General features: G+C 50.6%; 14 protein-coding genes. 6 read left to right on the forward strand and 8 right to left on the reverse strand.

Annotation, left to right across the window (positions count from 1 at the left end; all coding sequences use genetic code 11):
- Positions 1-200: 200 nt before the first annotated feature.
- Positions 201-707, reverse strand: coding sequence for a non-heme ferritin (gene ftnA / locus QWJ20_RS01300; RefSeq protein ID WP_039480733.1), 507 nt, complete (start codon positions 705-707; stop codon positions 201-203).
- Positions 708-1,079: 372 nt separating this feature from the next.
- Between ftnA and QWJ20_RS01305 the strand changes: the two genes are divergently transcribed.
- Positions 1,080-1,310, forward strand: coding sequence for a DNA polymerase III subunit theta (locus tag QWJ20_RS01305; protein WP_109412437.1), 231 nt, complete (start codon positions 1,080-1,082; stop codon positions 1,308-1,310).
- A gap of 345 nt (positions 1,311-1,655) precedes the next feature.
- Here the strand turns inward: QWJ20_RS01305 and QWJ20_RS01310 are convergent, their stop codons facing one another.
- On the reverse strand, positions 1,656-3,707 hold the full coding sequence (locus QWJ20_RS01310; protein WP_433991674.1) for a S9 family peptidase: 2,052 nt from the start codon (positions 3,705-3,707) through the stop codon (positions 1,656-1,658).
- A gap of 200 nt (positions 3,708-3,907) precedes the next feature.
- Between QWJ20_RS01310 and purT the strand changes: the two genes are divergently transcribed.
- Positions 3,908-5,086, forward strand: a complete 1,179-nt coding sequence (purT, locus tag QWJ20_RS01315; protein ID WP_433991675.1) for a formate-dependent phosphoribosylglycinamide formyltransferase — start codon at positions 3,908-3,910, stop codon at positions 5,084-5,086.
- 95 nt (positions 5,087-5,181) lie between these two features.
- Here purT and QWJ20_RS01320 read toward each other — a convergent pair whose 3' ends face one another.
- Complete coding sequence (locus tag QWJ20_RS01320; protein ID WP_039480467.1) at positions 5,182-5,823, reverse strand: bifunctional 4-hydroxy-2-oxoglutarate aldolase/2-dehydro-3-deoxy-phosphogluconate aldolase; 642 nt, start codon at positions 5,821-5,823, stop codon at positions 5,182-5,184.
- Positions 5,824-5,995: 172 nt separating this feature from the next.
- Positions 5,996-7,471 carry a glucose-6-phosphate dehydrogenase gene (gene zwf / locus QWJ20_RS01325; RefSeq protein WP_039480464.1) on the reverse strand — a complete coding sequence of 492 codons (1,476 nt, stop codon included), beginning with the start codon at positions 7,469-7,471 and terminating at the stop codon, positions 5,996-5,998.
- 383 nt (positions 7,472-7,854) lie between these two features.
- Here zwf and QWJ20_RS01330 point away from each other — a divergent pair, with 383 nt between their 5' ends.
- Together QWJ20_RS01330 and pyk are read left to right on the forward strand one after the other, a co-directional pair.
- Positions 7,855-8,724, forward strand: coding sequence for a MurR/RpiR family transcriptional regulator (locus tag QWJ20_RS01330; protein ID WP_010275858.1), 870 nt, complete (start codon positions 7,855-7,857; stop codon positions 8,722-8,724).
- A 383-nt stretch (positions 8,725-9,107) separates the two neighbouring features.
- Positions 9,108-10,550, forward strand: a complete 1,443-nt coding sequence (pyk, locus tag QWJ20_RS01335; protein WP_011094029.1) for a pyruvate kinase — start codon at positions 9,108-9,110, stop codon at positions 10,548-10,550.
- Positions 10,551-10,703: 153 nt separating this feature from the next.
- Here the strand turns inward: pyk and lpxM are convergent, their stop codons facing one another.
- The 3 genes from lpxM to znuA all read right to left on the reverse strand — a co-directional run bounded on the left by lpxM (position 10,704) and on the right by znuA (position 14,199).
- The gene (lpxM, locus tag QWJ20_RS01340) at positions 10,704-11,675 is read right to left on the reverse strand and encodes a lauroyl-Kdo(2)-lipid IV(A) myristoyltransferase (RefSeq protein ID WP_174870478.1); all 972 of its coding nucleotides are present in this window, start codon (positions 11,673-11,675) and stop codon (positions 10,704-10,706) included.
- A gap of 187 nt (positions 11,676-11,862) precedes the next feature.
- Entirely contained in the window at positions 11,863-13,185 is a 1,323-nt protein-coding gene (gene mepM, locus QWJ20_RS01345; RefSeq protein WP_095699307.1) for a murein DD-endopeptidase MepM, read from the reverse strand.
- A 12-nt stretch (positions 13,186-13,197) separates the two neighbouring features.
- Entirely contained in the window at positions 13,198-14,199 is a 1,002-nt protein-coding gene (gene znuA, locus QWJ20_RS01350) for a zinc ABC transporter substrate-binding protein ZnuA (RefSeq protein WP_433991676.1), read from the reverse strand.
- 76 nt (positions 14,200-14,275) lie between these two features.
- Between znuA and znuC the strand changes: the two genes are divergently transcribed.
- Together znuC and znuB are read left to right on the forward strand one after the other, a co-directional pair.
- Complete coding sequence (gene znuC, locus QWJ20_RS01355) at positions 14,276-15,034, forward strand: zinc ABC transporter ATP-binding protein ZnuC (protein ID WP_433991677.1); 759 nt, start codon at positions 14,276-14,278, stop codon at positions 15,032-15,034.
- Positions 15,031-15,816, forward strand: a complete 786-nt coding sequence (gene znuB, locus QWJ20_RS01360) for a zinc ABC transporter permease subunit ZnuB (protein ID WP_095994410.1) — start codon at positions 15,031-15,033, stop codon at positions 15,814-15,816. The genes znuC and znuB overlap by 4 nt, the downstream gene beginning before the upstream one ends.
- An 87-nt stretch (positions 15,817-15,903) precedes the next feature.
- On the opposite strand, the gene QWJ20_RS01365 is transcribed toward znuB, so the two are convergent.
- The gene (locus QWJ20_RS01365; protein WP_095699304.1) at positions 15,904-16,863 is read right to left on the reverse strand and encodes a LacI family DNA-binding transcriptional regulator; all 960 of its coding nucleotides are present in this window, start codon (positions 16,861-16,863) and stop codon (positions 15,904-15,906) included.
- Positions 16,864-17,160: the final 297 nt, after the last annotated feature.

Below are 17,160 nucleotides of genomic sequence, written 5' to 3' on the forward strand. Positions count from 1 at the left end.
TTATAAAACAGAATGTTGTATATCGCTACTGAGACGATCATAGCGACAGAGGGAGGTGAAGTCGAGTGCGGAATTCAGGAATAACATCGCTAGCTTGGGTCAGGCAGAAGGGTCGTTCGGCGGGGAAAAATGGCGGGATAAGGAGAATGTTATCCCGCGTCATTCAAATAATCATTGGCCAACAGAAGCGTCGTTTGCCGTTAGGCTGACGGTGCCGCCATAGACATTTTTTTCAGATCCTGATCGATGAAGAACAGGCCGCCTTCGCTGGCTTTGACTAACGCCAGTTTGTCCAGAATAGAGCGGAACAGTTTCTCTTCTTCGTGCTGCTCAGCAACGTACCATTGCAGGAAGTTAAATGTGGAGTAATCCTGCAGCGCCATCGCCTCATGTGCCAGCTCATTAATTTTTGCTGTAATTAGCTGTTCGTGTTCATAGGTCAGTTTGAAGACATCAGCCAGTGAATCAAAATCAATCGGCGGTGCAGCAATCGCGCCTAATACAGGCAGGCTTCCGGTGTCGTCCAAATAGTCAAACAGACGCTGCATGTGCTGCATTTCTTCCTGAGAATGTGTCTTCAGAAAACTGGATGCGCCTTCAAAACCTTTGTCACCGCACCATGCGCTCATTTGCAGATACAAATTCGCGGAATAAAACTCCAGATTAAGTTGCTCATTCAGCTTCTGAATCATTTCTTTTTTTAACATGCTAACTCCCTATTTTCCCGGCAGGTGAAATTATTCAGGGCATTATGCCTGAAAAAACAAAATAAAAAACACTTTATTAACATTGATGGACGATCAAAATAAAACACATAACAATCAATAATTTAAATATTAATTGATTGATATTTATTATCATTTAACCCTTGATTTAAATATATTATTGCGAATCGTTTTTATTATCAAAAATAACAACCACGAGCGATATCATTTATGGCACACCTGTATTAAAAATGATTCCCATTTCATAATGAGAATAATAAACATCCACATGCTAAGGGGAACACTTGCCATTTTCCTGTCGCTACTTTACCGTGGCACACATCAATTTGTGGTCAGTAGGCAGGAGAAAACAGTATGGGATACAATCTGGCAGAACTGTCCAAAGAGGATATGGATAAAGTTAACGTAGATTTGGCGGCCTCAGGCGTTGCCTTCAAAGAGCGTTACAATATGCCGGTCATTCCAGAGGTCGTTGAGAGAGAACAACCTGAGCACTTGCGTAACTACTTTCGCGAACGCGTGATGTTTTACCGCCAGCGTTCACTGCAGTTCTCTCGTTTACCCTACGAGCCCAAGTCTAAATAGCGATTCCCCTCTAAGGTTACCTTGCCGTGGAAAACATCCCTTTCCACGGGTTACATTCTTACACAGCAAAAACGATTTTCTGCTTGCATATCGGTCCGCACAAGAGGTTAATGGAGTGGCAACCTACCCTTTTATCACGCGAGGCAAGATATGAGTAAAGGTCTGGATAGCAAAAAGAACAGTAAGAAGAAGCCCCTGAAAACGGCCGCCGAAAAACGGGCTGATAAAAGGGCAAAGAAACCGCAGGCAGATATTACCTGAGTTGTGATGTGATCTAAGTAATGAGCCATGCCGATCGGGTAAACCCGAAAACGGGTTTACCCTCATAACCGCAGTTGTTAGCTCTTATTCGTGTGCTTCCTCAGCCATTTCAAGCACCATCAACAGAAAAGCATATTCCAACGCAATATCATCATAGCGTTTAAAACGACCGGATTTTCCACCGTGCCCCGCATCCATATCGGTGTATAGCAGCACCAGACGATCGTCCGTTTTAACTTCCCGTAATTTCGCCACCCACTTCGCAGGTTCCCAATACTGAACCTGAGAGTCGTGTAACCCAGTAGTCACCAGCAAATGCGGATAGCGTTGCGCGGTAATACCGTCATAGGGACTATATTGCTTGATGTAGTCATAATAGATTTGTTCATTAGGATCGCCCCACTCGTCATATTCTCCGGTCGTCAACGGGATAGACTCATCCAGCATTGTCGTCAACACATCAACGAAGGGAACCTGAGCAACAACGCCCTTAAATAGATCGGGAGCCATGTTCACTACCGCGCCCATCAATAGTCCGCCCGCACTGCCCCCCATCGCGAACATGTTATCCCTGTCGCCATAACCTTTTTCTATCAATGCCTGAGACACATCGATGAAATCAGTGAAGGAATGCATTTTATTGAGCAGGCGACCATCGTCATACCACTGTTGGCCTAGCTCACCGCCACCACGAATGTGCGTTAAGGCAAAAATGAACCCTCTGTCCAGTAAGCTCAAACGGCTAACGCTAAAATCGGGATCCATACTATGGCTATAAGCGCCATAGCCATAGACCAGTATCGGGTTCTTACCAGGGCTGAAATGGTCGCGATGATAAACGAGGGAAACGGGCACATCGACGCCATCCCGAACCGTGATCCACAAACGTTCGCTCCGGTAATTATCTGGGGAGAAATCCTTCACTTCGGCTTGTTTAAGTAACTGCTGTTCACCCGTATCCAGATTCAATTCATACAGCGTGCTGGGCGTTGTCATTGATGAATAGCCATACCGCATCAATGCTGTTTCTGGCGTAGGGTTGTACGACAGCCACGTCACATAGCTCGCATCATTAAAGGTGATCGCTTTTTCTTCCTGCGTATGCCAGTGAATCTGGCGTAAGCTAGTCAAACCGCGTTCCCTTTCTTCAACCACCAGCCAATCACGGAAAAGCTCAAAGCTCTCCAGCACACGGTTTTCACATGGTGCAATCAGCGTTTCCAGCGTTTGCTCATCGGGTTTAGCTGAACGGTAGAGGCCAAAATTTTTACCCTCTCGATTGGAACGCAGATAAAACGAGTCCTGATAGTGATCGATACCATATTCATGATCTTTTCGACGTGGAATGCATACCTGCGGCACCGCATCCGGGCGCGTCGCGTCGAGTAATAACACCTCGCTCGTCGTGGTACTACTGAGATAAATGGTGATGTAGTGCTCTGATGTTGTCTTACTCAGGCTAACGTAATAGGTATCGTCTTTCTCTTCATAAACCAGCTCATCCTGTGCCGGATCGCTACCCAAGCGATGTCTGTAGACCTGATACGGCAACAGCGTTTTCTCATGTTTGCGCACGTAATACAGAACCGTCGAATCCGCCGACCATTCCGCCCCTGCGGTCACATTTTCGATCACATCCGGTAGCCACTCACCGCTGTTCAGATCGCGAAAACGAAGCGTGTACTGCCGACGGGATAAAAAGTCCTCCGAGAGCGCCAGTAGCGTGTTGTCAGGGCTAACCTCAAGCGTGCCGAGACTATAAAACTCATGCCCTTCCGCACGTTGATTCCCATCCAGCAGCGTTTCCCATGCGTCTGTTGCCTGCTCAGGTTGACGCAGATAGATGGCGTACTCTTTACCCTGCTCATAGCGACTTTGGTAGCGATAGCCTTTTCTGACATACGGCACAGACATATCCGTCGACGGAATCCGTTTGACCATTTCGTCATACAGTGACCGTTTGCGTGCGTCATGAGGTGCCATGACGGCTTCGCTATAGGCGTTTTCCTGCTTCAGATAGTCCAACACCTGCGGATCGGTACGCTGGTCATCACGCAGCCAGTAATAATTGTCGATACGCGTATCGCCATGCGTACTTAGTGCGTGGGGTCTTTTTTCAGCTTGCGGTGTCTTCATGGCGTCGGATCTCGTTGTCTTGACATAAAATTTTCGCTTTGCAAGAAGAGTGGCACGATTGCCCGGCAATGCCAAGCCACGTCCTTGTCTCTTGGTGCGCTTTTGCGCACCGCATTCCACTGCACGCCCTCTTTAATGCGCACGCAAACGTTTTCGTTTATACTGCGGCCATTTTTCACAACCCGATCAGGTATAAGGTTATGTTAACAATTGGAACCGCCCTGCGTGCGGATGCCACACGAGTGATGCTGCTTGGCTCCGGTGAATTAGGCAAAGAAGTGGCGATTGAGTGTCAGCGCCTGGGAATCGAAGTGATTGCGGTCGATCGCTATGCCGACGCCCCCGCCATGCAGGTTGCGCATCGCAGCCACGTCATCAATATGTTGGATGGCGACGCATTAAAAGCGTTGGTTGAAGCCGAGCGCCCTGATTACATCGTGCCGGAAATTGAAGCCATCGCTACCGACATGCTGGTGACGCTGGAAAAGCAGGGTCACCATGTTGTTCCTTGTGCTGAAGCAACACGCCTGACAATGAACCGTGAAGGTATCCGTCGTCTGGCTGCCGAAACACTCGGCGTTCCTACCTCAACCTACCGTTTTGCCGACAGTGAAGAGAGTTTTCGTCAGGCGGTAGACGCGATTGGCTATCCCTGTATTGTTAAACCGGTTATGAGTTCTTCTGGCAAAGGGCAAAGCCTGATTCGTTCTGCTGAGCAGTTAGATCAGGCGTGGCACTATGCCCAGCAGGGTGGACGAGCAGGCGGCGGCCGCGTCATCGTGGAAGGGCTGGTTAATTTTGATTTCGAAATCACTCTGCTAACCATCCATGCGGTTGACGGCATTCATTTCTGTGCGCCAATCGGTCATCGACAGGAAGACGGCGACTATCGTGAATCCTGGCAGCCACAGCAGATGAGTGCGCTAGCGCAGGAACGCGCACAGAAGATGGCTAGCGACGTCGTGAAAGCGCTCGGCGGCTATGGCCTGTTCGGCGTTGAGCTGTTCGTCTGCGGCGATGAGGTTATTTTCAGTGAAGTCTCCCCTCGCCCGCACGATACCGGCATGGTGACGATGATTTCTCAGGATCTGTCCGAGTTTGCTCTGCACGTTCGAGCTTTCCTGGGGCTGCCAATTGGCGCGGTTCGTCAGTATGGCGCATCGGCTTCCGCCGTGATTTTACCGGAACTGGATAGCAACAACGTGCGCTATCAGGGGCTGGAAAATGCTCTGATCCCTCATACGCAAATTCGCCTGTTTGGTAAACCGGATATCAGCGGCAAACGCCGTATGGGTGTCGCATTAGCCAGTGCAGAAACGACAGATGCTGCTGTGGCAATCGCTAAGCGCGTTGCAGCGGGCGTAAAAGTCAGCGGCTGATACCGTTCTATTGCTGGTGGGGTGAAGTAAGACGTCACTGCCATAAAAAAGGCCACTCGCAGTGAGTGGCCTTCGTCATTCAGTCACGAGCAAACTTACGCTTTTGCACCCGCAACAGCTTCACGAGCCAGTTCCGTAATACGTGCATAATCACCGCTTTCCAGCGCGTCGTTCGGCACCAGCCATGAACCACCCACGCACAGCACGCTTTTCAGCGCCAGATAGTCGCGGTAGTTATTCGGTGTAATGCCACCGGTTGGACAGAAACGGATCTGAGCAAACGGACCGCCGATCGCCTGAAGCGCTTTCACGCCGCCGTTAGCTTCAGCTGGGAAGAATTTGAACTCACGCAAGCCATAATCCATACCCAGCATCAGTTCAGATACGGTGCTGATACCCGGGATCAACGGGATGTTGCCTTCCGTCGCCGCTTTCAGCAGCGGCTCGGTCAGGCCAGGGCTGATGGCAAACTGCGCACCCGCCTCAACTACCGCAGCCAGTTGCTCAGGGTTTGTTACCGTACCCGCGCCCACGATGGCTTCCGGTACTTCTTTCGCAATCGCGCGAATCGCTTCGATGGCACAGTCGGTACGCAATGTCAGTTCCAGAACGCGAACGCCGCCCGCGACTAACGCTTTTGCCATCGGCACTGCGTGTTCCAGTTTGTTGACCACAATCACAGGAACAACGGGACCCGTTGTCAAAATCTGTTCCGCGCTCGTTTTCCAGTTTTTCATCAAAAGTTATCTCCAGTCATGCCCGAAGGCACCATTAATTATATAGCGCGCCCCTGCCACAGGGATCTGCGTCGCCGCAGATGTCCGACCGCACCGTGAGCCATACATTAAAAACTGTGGGAGGCCGACCGTCCTCGGTCAGCCTCCCCATTACTGACGTATTATCAAAAAATTACTCAAACTCATTCCAGGAACGGCCATCGCGGGTAATCATCGCCACGGATGCCACTGGCCCCCAGCTTCCGGCCTGATACGGCTTCGGTGCATCGTTGTCCATCGCCCACGCATCCATGATGGAATCCACCCACTTCCAGGCTTCTTCAACTTCATCACGGCGGACGAACAGCGCCTGAATCCCACGCATGGTTTCCAGCAGCAGACGCTCATAAGCATCCGCTAAATGCTGCTGATTAAAGGTTTCCGAGAAACTCAGATCTAGTTTCACCGTTTGCAGGCGGTGTTTGTGCTCTAGCCCCGGAATTTTGTTCAGAATCTGGATTTCTACACCTTCATCCGGCTGCAAGCGAATGATCAGCTTGTTCTGCGGCAGTTGTTGGTAAGAATCATGGAACAGGTTCAGCGCCGGGTTTTTAAAGTACACGACGACTTCTGAACATTTGGTCGGCAGACGTTTACCAGTACGCAGGTAGAACGGCACGCCAGACCAGCGCCAGTCATCGATATCAACGCGAATCGAGACGAAAGTTTCCGTGCTGCTGCTTTTGTTCGCGCCCTCTTCTTCCAGATAGCCCGGCACTTTATGTCCCTGAACAAAACCAGCCGTGTATTGGCCACGAACGGTCGTTTCATGCACGTTGGAGCGATCGATACGACGCAGTGAACGCAGCACTTTCACTTTTTCATCACGGATGCGGTCGGTCGTCAAATCAGACGGCGGCGACATCGCAATCATCGTCAGAATCTGTAACAGGTGGTTCTGGATCATATCGCGCATCTGGCCGGCTTTATCAAAATAGCCCCAGCGCCCTTCAATCCCAACTTCCTCGGCTACCGTGATCTGCACATGGTCGATCGTCCGGTTGTCCCAGTTTGAGGAGAACAGCGAGTTGGCAAAACGCAGCGCCAGCAGGTTTAGAACGGTTTCTTTACCCAGATAGTGGTCGATGCGGTAAACCTGACACTCGTTAAAGAATTCCGCGACCTGATCGTTAATGACGCGAGAAGACGCCAAATCGGTACCTAGCGGTTTTTCCATGACCACACGCGCTGGCTCTTTATTCAGCCCTGCGGTTCCCAACCCTTTGCAGATCGCACCGAATGTACTCGGCGGCATGGCAAAATAGTTGATTGTGGTACGATTTTTCTGGTCAAGCATCTTGCCCAGCTTGTTGAAGGCTTTGGTGTCTTCCACATCAAGATTGCAGAAATCCAGCCGACTGCTTAGCGTTTCCCACAACTTATCGTCGATGGCTTCTTTCATAAAGGTGTCAAGCGCTTCGCGCACGACGCGGGTATACTCCGCTTTATCCCAATCCGCACGGCCCACACCGATAATTCTGGTGTCCGCATGGATGTGACCTGCTTTTTCCAGTTGATAAAGGGAAGGCAGCAATTTACGGCGTGCCAGATCGCCCTTAGCACCGAAAATAACCAGATCGCACGCTTGGGCTGTTGAAGTTACCGCCATGTTCATCTCCTCGTTGCAGGATGCTGTAATTTTATTACAGCGATAATGTACTCTTTTTGACTACAGCCAGTAAACCCATCATAAAAATGCCAAATAATGGTCGGTATTGACTGAAAACCATGCATAAATCGGTCTGTACAGTGGCTGAAGTCACTTATGCATTCGCCCTAAAGCGAAATTTTTCGTCGTTTCTGACAGCCGATTACTTTTCTGAAAGTTAGACACATGTCATGTTCTGGCAAAAAAAGGACCCAACTTAGCATGTTGCCCTCTGCCAACCACTACAGGGTCGTAGTATATTTTCACGACGTGTATTTTTTCACGTAATGCATGCCAGTGTACCTTTAGTTGAAATTGGAAAAAACTTACATGGCCTTTGTCGTATGAATATGCTGGAAAAAATCCAGAGTCACCTGGAGCTCTTGAGCAAATCAGAAAGAAAAGTTGCTGAAGTGATCCTGAGCACGCCACAGACAGCCATTCACTCCAGCATCGCGACCTTAGCCAAAATGGCCGATGTCAGCGAGCCAACGGTTAATCGTTTCTGTCGCCGCCTTGAAACTAAAGGTTTTCCCGATTTTAAACTACATCTGGCGCAAAGTCTGGCAAACGGTACACCGTATGTGAACCGTAACGTTGAAGAAGATGACAGCGTTGACGCCTATACCAGTAAAATTTTTGAATCCGCCATGGCTGGTCTGGAGCAGGTGAAATCCAGTCTGGATGTCACTGCCGTCAACCGCGCCGTGGATTTGCTGACGCAGGCGAAGAAAATCTCGTTCTTTGGCCTGGGCGCTTCCGCCGCTGTCGCACATGATGCGATGAACAAATTTTTCCGCTTCAATATCCCCGTCGTTTATTTCGACGATATCGTCATGCAGCGCATGAGTTGCATGAACTCCAGCGACGGCGACGTCGTGGTATTGATCTCCCACACAGGCAGAACCAAAAGTCTGGTCGAAATGGCGCAGTTGGCACGCGAGAACGACGCGACCGTCATCGCCATCACTTCGGATGGCACGCCGCTGGCGCGTGAAGCGTCGCTGGCCTTGCGACTTGATGTGCCTGAAGATACCGATGTCTACATGCCGATGGTGTCCCGTATTGCTCAGTTGACGTTGATCGACGTTCTGGCGACTGGGTTCACGCTGCGCCGCGGGGAAAAATTTCGTGATAACCTGAAACGGGTCAAAGAGGCCCTACGTGAATCACGCTTTGATAAAGACGAGCGGCTGATTAACCCCTTCAGGTGATAGATAAGTTTTACATTGTGCTTTGTTTTTTAGTTATATTTTATACCCTAAATAATTCGAGTTTCAGGCAGGCGGCAAGCGAGTGAGTCCCGATGAGTTTACTCAAGTAAGTGATTCGGGTGACTGAACGCAGCCAACACACATGCAACTTGAAGTATGATGGGTAATGAAAATGAGCGGTATCATCAACCTGCTTCATCTTGATATGGCCACAGACTACAGGCATGGAAAGATGGCGGGGATTACCTGTACAGTATGATAATCAGACTCAACACGATGTTCGGATAACGCAGGTGAAATAGTTTTGTTGTAAAGTGACATTTTGCACCGTTATTCGACGCTTAATCGCAACACTACAGCTTCACAAGTGAACGGAGTTATACATGTCCAGACGGCTCAGAAGAACCAAGATTGTCACCACCCTGGGGCCCGCTACCGATCGCGATAATAATCTTGAAAAGATTATCAATGCGGGCGCTAACGTAGTACGCATGAATTTTTCTCACGGCACAGCAGAAGATCATCAATTACGTGCCAACAAAGTTCGTGAAATTGCGGCTAAATTAGGCCGCCACGTTGCCATTCTTGGCGATCTACAGGGTCCAAAGATTCGCGTTTCTACCTTCAAAGAAGGTAAAATTTTCCTGAATATCGGCGACAAATTCTTGCTGGATGCCAATTTAGCGAAAGGCGAAGGCGATAAAGAAAAAGTCGGGATCGATTACAAAGGCTTGCCAAGCGATGTGGTGCCTGGCGACATCCTGTTACTGGATGACGGCCGCGTACAGCTGAAAGTCCTTCAGGTTGAAGGCCTCAAGGTTTACACCGAAGTCACCGTTGGTGGACCACTGTCTAACAACAAAGGCATCAACAAACTCGGTGGTGGTCTGTCTGCCGAAGCCCTGACGGAAAAAGATAAAGCCGACATTATTACTGCCGCAAAAATTGGCGTCGACTATCTGGCTGTCTCTTTCCCACGTACCGGGGAAGACCTCAACTACGCACGCCGCCTCGCACGCGATGCAGGCTGTAACGCCAAGATCGTATCAAAAGTTGAACGTGCCGAAGCCGTCTGCTCAGATGCAGCCATGGATGACATTATTCTGGCTTCCGACGTGGTGATGGTAGCGAGGGGAGATCTGGGCGTTGAAATCGGCGACCCAGAGCTGGTAGGGATTCAGAAGAAGTTGATCCGTCGCGCTCGTCAGCTGAACCGTGCGGTCATTACCGCCACGCAGATGATGGAGTCGATGATCACCAACCCGATGCCAACGCGTGCAGAGGTGATGGACGTCGCCAACGCCGTGCTGGATGGCACCGATGCCGTGATGCTGTCAGCAGAAACCGCCGCGGGCCAATATCCGGCTGAAACCGTCGCGGCCATGGCGAAAGTGTGTTTAGGTGCGGAGAAGATCCCAAGCATCAACGTCTCCAAACACCGTCTTGACGTACAGTTTGATAACACGGAAGAATCCATCGCGATGTCTTCCATGTACGCCGCCAACCACCTGAAAGGGGTTACGGCGCTGATCGCCATGACGGAATCTGGTCGTACCGCCCTGATGATGTCCCGTATCAGTTCCGGTCTGCCAATTTTCGCAATGTCTCGTCATGAGCACACGCTGAATCTGACCGCACTGTATCGTGGCGTCACTCCCGTGCATTTCGACAGCTACACGGACGGCGTTGCTGCCGCCAATGATGCGGTGATCCTGCTACGCGATAAAGGGTTCCTGATGTCTGGGGATCTGGTCATCGTCACACAGGGTGACATCATGGGTACCGTGGGCACCACCAACACGATCCGCATCCTGCGCGTGGAATAATCGTTGCTATAACCGTCCGCGACTGAGTTGGCGGGCGGTGTTGTGCTAGCGCGAAGCGCGAGACTAAAAAGTGTGATAGCAAAAAGCCGGACGGTTTCTCGTCCGGCTTTTTATCTATGCGGCCTATCAGCCCACTGCTAGCTACCGTATAAACTAGTCGCGGTATAAATCATCCCGACAGTACGGTTCAATTTCACCCGGCTTACGGGTTTTCAGCAATTTCAGAATCCAGGTGTACTGCTCAGGATTCGGTTTGACCAGAATTTCCACTTCTTCATTCATGCGCCGCGCAATGTATGCATCATCCGCGTCCGCCAAATCGTCCATCGGCGGGCGAATATACACATCCAGACAACCGTCTTTAGCGTTATATACTGGGAACAACGGCACAATGTCAGCGCGACACACTTTCATCAGACGTCCGACGGCAGGCAGCGTCGCCTTATAGGTTCCAAAGAAATCAACGAATTCGCTGTGCTCCGCGCCGTGATCCTGATCGGGAAGATAATAGCCCCAACACCCAGAGCGCACAGAGCTGATAAACGGCTTAATGCCGTCGTTGCGAGCATGGATGCGGCCACCAAAACGACGGCGTAACCGATTCCACCAGTAGTCCACCAGCGCATTCTTCTGGTTGTGGAACATGGCCGCCATACGCTGGCCGCGTGAGGTCAGCAGCATCGCGGGGATATCAACCCCCCAACCGTGCGGAACCAGAAAAATCACGTTCTTCTCTTGTTCCTTAATGCGATCCAGAATGTCTTCGCCATGCCAGCGAACGTATTTCTCGATTTTCTTCGGGTTACGAATTCCCACTTCCACCATCATGATCATCGACTGAGGAGCCGTCGCAAACATGTCATCGATGATAGCTTCGCGCTGTGCTTCCGTTAATTCCGGCATGCAATACAGCAGATTAATGCGGGCACGGCGGCGTGCGCCTTTTGATATTTTCCCGACAAAACGCCCTAACCCACCCAGAACCGGATTTCTTAATCGCGCGGGAACATAGGCAGCGAGCGCCATCACACCAACGCCTAACCAAACGCCCCAATAGCGCGGATGAAAAAAGGCGCGTTGAAACTGGGGAACAAATTCAGCGTTCGATTTTTTTTCTTTTTCCATGCCTAAACTCTTCAGATCAATCAATAAACATAATCATAATTGCCGCTCGGCGTTTAGCAACACCGACGACAGTTACGCAAAAACACGCCGGCTCGATAATAAAGAATCAGGAACCCGTGTTCTATCAAATGTTCTATAAATGAAAATGCCGGCAGCAAGCCACCGGCATAACATGCAGTCAGTAGAATTAATCAAACTTAAGCTGCGGTACGACTTCCTTCACCTGCGCCAGATAATCACGACGCTCTTTACCCGCCAGCCCTTCAGAACGCGGCAGTTTAGCCGTTAACGGGTTTACCGCCTGCTGGTTGATCCAGAATTCGTAGTGCAGATGCGGGCCGGTAGAACGACCAGTGTTGCCGGACAACCCGATGCGATCACCACGTTTCACTTTCTGTCCCGGTTTAACCAGGATACGATGCATATGCATGTAGCGCGTGGTGTACTGACGACCATGACGGATGGCAACATAGTTTCCTGCTGCACCGCTGCGTTTCGCAATCACGACTTCCCCATCCCCGACGGCCAGAACCGGCGAACCGACCGGCATGGCAAAATCGACACCTTTATGCGGTGCGACGCGCCCTGTTACCGGGTTCAGACGACGTGGATTAAAGTTGGAGGAAATACGGAATTGTTTCATGGTTGGGAAACGCATAAAGCCACGCGTCAAACCGGAACCTTCACGATCGTAGAATTTACCGTCTTCTGCACGAATCGCGTAATAGTCTTTGCCACCAGTATTCAGACGCACGCCGACCAGTTCGCTCTGCTCACTTTTACCATCGAGCATTTCGCGGGACATCAAGACAGAGAAGGTATCGTCTTTGCGTAATTTACGGAAATCTAGCTGCCATTGCAGCGCTTTGATCACGTCCCGCACTTCTGTGCTGGTCAAACCGGCGTTTTTTGCACTGCTAACGAAGCTACCACTGACTCGGCCATTCAGGACGCTATTGCGCCACTCGCCTTTCAGCGTCTCAATGCGCTCTTTAAAATCGTTACCCACGCGCTCATAAATGCGTGTTTCACGGCGGGACATCTGCCAGGTCAAACTTTGCAGGTCGCCGTTCTCTGCCAGAGCCCATGAAATTTGCTGACCGATCTTCAGGTTCCGCAAATCTTTATTCTGCTCTGCGAGCTGGGTGACGTCTGCAATATCAATACCGTACTGCGTCAAAATGCTGCTTAAGGTATCGCCCGTAGAGACCACGTACTCGTGTACGCCGCCTTCATCGGCAACCTTATCATCCAGCTCATCTTGTGGAATGTCGTCATCCGGCGAGGGTTGGTCTATCGGTTCACTGGCCTCAGGTGTCAGCGTACGCAGCTGGCTGGTTTCCAGATCGATATCTTTCACGATGACGGGGGCATCATCGACGTGGGGATAAACAAAAGGCCGCCAAACAGCAACGGCCAATGTCACAACGGTAAGCGACCCCAGCATGACGCGATGGGGCCGAGGTAAGCTGTTATACGCCAGAGCGATAGTTCGGACTATCTGCTGCACTTATTCGTATCCTCATAATTTTTCCTCCAGACAGCTCACATACTGGTTCGATAGCTGCAACAAGAAATCGGCATAGCTATCTCTACCCAGTGCAATATTGCTTCCCAATGGATCGAGTACACCCGAGCGCACGTCGGTTCCCTTGGCAACAGCATTAATAACGGCTGGCCTGAATTGTGGTTCAGCAAAAACGCATACGGCTTTGTGCTCAACCAACTGTGTTCGTATTTGATGTAAACGCTGTGCTCCGGGTTGGATTTCGGGGTTAACCGTGAAGTAACCCAAGGGATTTAACCCATAGTGTTTCTCAAAATACCCATAGGCATCATGGAACACGAAATACCCTTTACCCTGCACAGGCGCTAGCATCTTAACAATTTTTTCATCTGCTTGCCCGATTTTATCCGTGAAATAAAGCAGATTCGCGTCTAGTTTGTCCTTATTCTGAGGCATAAGTTCCAATAATTTTGCATGAATGGCAATTGCCGCCTGTTTTGTCATCTCCGGCGACAGCCAAATGTGCATATTGTACTCACCATGGTGGTGGCCATCGTCGCCGTCATCATGGGCGGCATGGCTATGATCGTGCCCCTTTCCATGGTCATCATGCGCCTGTTCATGTTCCCCCTCATGATCGTGTCCGGCCTCTTTTTCCAGCTCAGATTTAATCGCTGGCAGTGCGGAAAGCGCAATCTGCTTTTCAGGTGAGACTTTCGCTAACGGCTTTCCGAGAAAGGCTTCCATTTCCGGCCCGACCCAAATCACCAGTTCTGCGGACTGTAAACGCTGGACATCAGACGGGCGCAAGGCATAATCGTGGGGCGACGCGCCATCAGGTAACAAAACCTCAGTGGGCGTCACGCCATCGGCAATAGCCGACGCAATGAATCCCAAAGGACGAATTGACGTAATGACCGCAGCGGATGCCGCGCTGATTGACATCCCGCTTGCGAGTAGCGCGCTGGCAACAAACACACTTTTTAACCATTTTTTTTGCTGAATAGATTGCTGCATGAAAGTCGATCCCATCGATTTTTATGGTGTTGTTTGTTATATTATAACGTTACATGGGTTATGCAAACCAAATTCTATGTCCACATTGGTATCACTTAATAATATTTCAGTTACATTTGGCAGCCGGAAGGTTCTGTCAGATATCTCTCTTACCTTGCAGGCAGGTCGAATTCTGACGCTGCTCGGGCCGAATGGCGCAGGGAAATCGACGCTGGTGCGCGTGGTATTGGGTCTACTGTCCCCCACCTCCGGTTCGCTAGCACGGGATCCCGCGCTGCGTATCGGCTACGTTCCGCAGAAGCTGCATCTGGATACCACCCTGCCCTTGACCGTCAGCCGTTTTATGCAACTGCGCCCCGGCGTGAAAAAGCAGGATATTTTACCGGCACTTAAGCGGGTTCAGGCTGCGCATCTGCTGGAACAGCCGATGCAGAAACTTTCCGGTGGCGAAACCCAACGCGTGCTGTTGGCGCGTGCGCTGCTCAACCAGCCCCAACTGCTGGTATTGGATGAACCGACACAGGGTGTCGACGTCAATGGGCAACTGGCGCTGTACGATCTCATTAACCAATTGCGGCAGGAATTTCACTGCGGCGTGCTGATGGTGTCACACGATCTCCATTTGGTGATGGCGAAAACTGATGAAGTTCTTTGTCTCAATCAACATGTTTGCTGCTCCGGCACACCCGAGGTCGTTTCGCTTCATCCCGAGTTTTTAGCGATGTTTGGCCACCGCGGCGCAGAGCAACTGGCGGTTTACCGCCACCATCATAATCATCGTCACGATCTACAAGGACGTATCATTTTGAAGAGACAAGGTGGAAACGACGCATGATAGAACTGCTGTTTCCTGGTTGGCTGGCGGGGATTTTGCTGGCGATTGCGGCCGGTCCGCTCGGTTCGTTCGTCGTCTGGCGACGGATGTCTTATTTCGGTGACACGCTGGCGCACGCATCTTTACTCGGTGTCGCCTTCGGCCTGCTGCTGAACATCAACCTGTTTGCTGCCGTTATTGCCGTGACGCTCATTCTGGCGTTGGGGCTTGTCTGGCTGGAGCGACGCCCCTATCTGGCTATCGATACGTTACTCGGCATCATGGCACACAGCGCGCTGTCGCTTGGGTTGGTGGTCGTCAGCCTGATGAATAACGTGCGCGTGGACTTGATGGCTTATCTGTTTGGCGATTTGCTCTCTGTCACGACAGAGGATCTGTGGGTTATCGGTGCTGGTGTCATCGTTGTTGTGGCCATTATGTGCTGGCAATGGCGCGCACTGCTTTCTATGACGATCAGCCCAGAGCTGGCGCACGTCGATGGCGTGAAGCTACAGCGCACCAAGCTGCTCTTGATGCTGACCACCGCGTTAACGATTGGTATCGCCATGAAATTTGTTGGTGCGCTGATCATTACGTCACTGCTGATTATTCCCGCCGCCAGCGCCAGACGCTTCGCACGGACGCCGGAACAAATGGCGAGTATCGCGATTATTGTGGGAATGATTGCCGTAACGGGCGGTTTGGCCTTTTCAGCTGGCTACAATACGCCCGCTGGGCCGTCGGTGGTGCTGTGCGCATCGCTGCTGTTTATTATCAGCCTGATTAAGCGACAACCTGCCTAGCCCGCGAGTAAAAAATCAAAAGGAAAAAGCCCTTCTGAATATACATCTCAGAAGGGCTTTATATTTTGGAAATTGCACGAGCCGCGTTTATTGCCGGTTAGCCATATCTGGAATGATTAAATCACCCCGCAAGACATACGATCCCAGCACATCCTGTGTTTTCTCATTGAGCCAAGACACGATTCTGGCCGCTATCGCATCCATCGAATATTCAATGGCCGGTATCGCCGGAATGCCAGGAATATCGAGAGACCCCGCCAGGCTGAATACCATGATGTCTTTTGGCACGGATTTGTTAAACGCCTGAAGCTGAGTAATAACCCGTTTGGCTTCCAGCTCATCCGCCACCAGAAGCGCATTGAAATTCAGCGTCGTGCTGTTATTGAGCAACACTTGCAGTGCCACCGACGACGATGAAGATGCATCCATAAAGATCAGGTTGCGGTTGAACGGTAAGAAGTTATTTTCCAGCGCCCGCTTATATCCTAAGAGCACCTGCTCCGCTGAACTGCTGGCGGCGGGATTGATCAGCGCAATTTGCCGTCTTCCTTGCCGAATCAGGTAATTACACGCGGTTTCTGTGGCGAAAGCGTGATCAAATTGCAGACTGTTCGTGGTATCCGTTTCCATGCAATCGATCAGAATGATGTTCTTATCAGCCAGATTCAGCGGAAAACGCGCGCCGATGATTAAAATGTCATCACACAGGCCGCTGGTCAGCTCATCAAGCACGTTCATTACTTCAGCCCTGCTGCTGGCAAAGCGCAACAAGAGATGCTTTTGATGTCGGCTAAAGTGTTTTTCCAGCGCATAAAGGTAACCGGTCGTCTGGTTGATGTTGTCCTGAGCGCAAATGACGCCAATACATCCAGTTGATTGACTTAACAGCGATTGGGCGATGACGTTTGGCCGATATTTAAGCTCATCAACCGCTTTTAACACTGCAAGACGGCTAGCTTCCTTTACGCCGCGTGAACCACTCAACACCCGGGAGACTGTGGCTTTGGACACCCCAGCTAAACGCGATACATCGTTGATTGTAGACATCATTTGCCCCTGAAAAACGCTAAATCTGACTCAAAACCCTGAACACCAACCGCGCATTGCGTTGCTTCGCAGTATAACTGTTTCTATCCAGCATGGAAACCGATTATCCGTTTAACATCCAATGCGTAATTCTGCCAATAAGATGTGATGTAAATCTAATTAATACCGCCAGAAATCATCACATCTTGACGGTCATCACACTTCTCTTTTCTTTGCATGGAAAACGGTTTCCATATGATATCCAATCATATTAGCAATAACTTTTTACATTGTGCGTGGCGGAAAATGCGGTCCGCA

The sequence above is a fragment of the Pectobacterium sp. S5 genome (genome assembly GCF_051707265.1).
In the GTDB taxonomy this organism is placed as follows: Bacteria; Pseudomonadota; Gammaproteobacteria; order Enterobacterales; family Enterobacteriaceae; genus Pectobacterium; species Pectobacterium polare.

Excerpts from the sequence above, each read along its gene's own strand:
- ftnA (WP_039480733.1), bottom strand. The coding sequence starts at position 707 with ATGTTAAAAAAAGAAATGATTCAGAAGCTGAATGAGCAACTTAATCTG.
- QWJ20_RS01305 (WP_109412437.1), top strand. The coding sequence starts at position 1,080 with ATGGGATACAATCTGGCAGAACTGTCCAAAGAGGATATGGATAAAGTT.
- QWJ20_RS01310 (WP_433991674.1), bottom strand. The coding sequence starts at position 3,707 with ATGAAGACACCGCAAGCTGAAAAAAGACCCCACGCACTAAGTACGCAT.
- purT (WP_433991675.1), top strand. The coding sequence starts at position 3,908 with ATGTTAACAATTGGAACCGCCCTGCGTGCGGATGCCACACGAGTGATG.
- QWJ20_RS01320 (WP_039480467.1), bottom strand. The coding sequence starts at position 5,823 with ATGAAAAACTGGAAAACGAGCGCGGAACAGATTTTGACAACGGGTCCC.
- zwf (WP_039480464.1), bottom strand. The coding sequence starts at position 7,471 with ATGGCGGTAACTTCAACAGCCCAAGCGTGCGATCTGGTTATTTTCGGT.
- QWJ20_RS01330 (WP_010275858.1), top strand. The coding sequence starts at position 7,855 with ATGAATATGCTGGAAAAAATCCAGAGTCACCTGGAGCTCTTGAGCAAA.
- pyk (WP_011094029.1), top strand. The coding sequence starts at position 9,108 with ATGTCCAGACGGCTCAGAAGAACCAAGATTGTCACCACCCTGGGGCCC.
- lpxM (WP_174870478.1), bottom strand. The coding sequence starts at position 11,675 with ATGGAAAAAGAAAAAAAATCGAACGCTGAATTTGTTCCCCAGTTTCAA.
- znuA (WP_433991676.1), bottom strand. The coding sequence starts at position 14,199 with ATGCAGCAATCTATTCAGCAAAAAAAATGGTTAAAAAGTGTGTTTGTT.
- znuC (WP_433991677.1), top strand. The coding sequence starts at position 14,276 with ATGTCCACATTGGTATCACTTAATAATATTTCAGTTACATTTGGCAGC.
- znuB (WP_095994410.1), top strand. The coding sequence starts at position 15,031 with ATGATAGAACTGCTGTTTCCTGGTTGGCTGGCGGGGATTTTGCTGGCG.
- QWJ20_RS01365 (WP_095699304.1), bottom strand. The coding sequence starts at position 16,863 with ATGTCTACAATCAACGATGTATCGCGTTTAGCTGGGGTGTCCAAAGCC.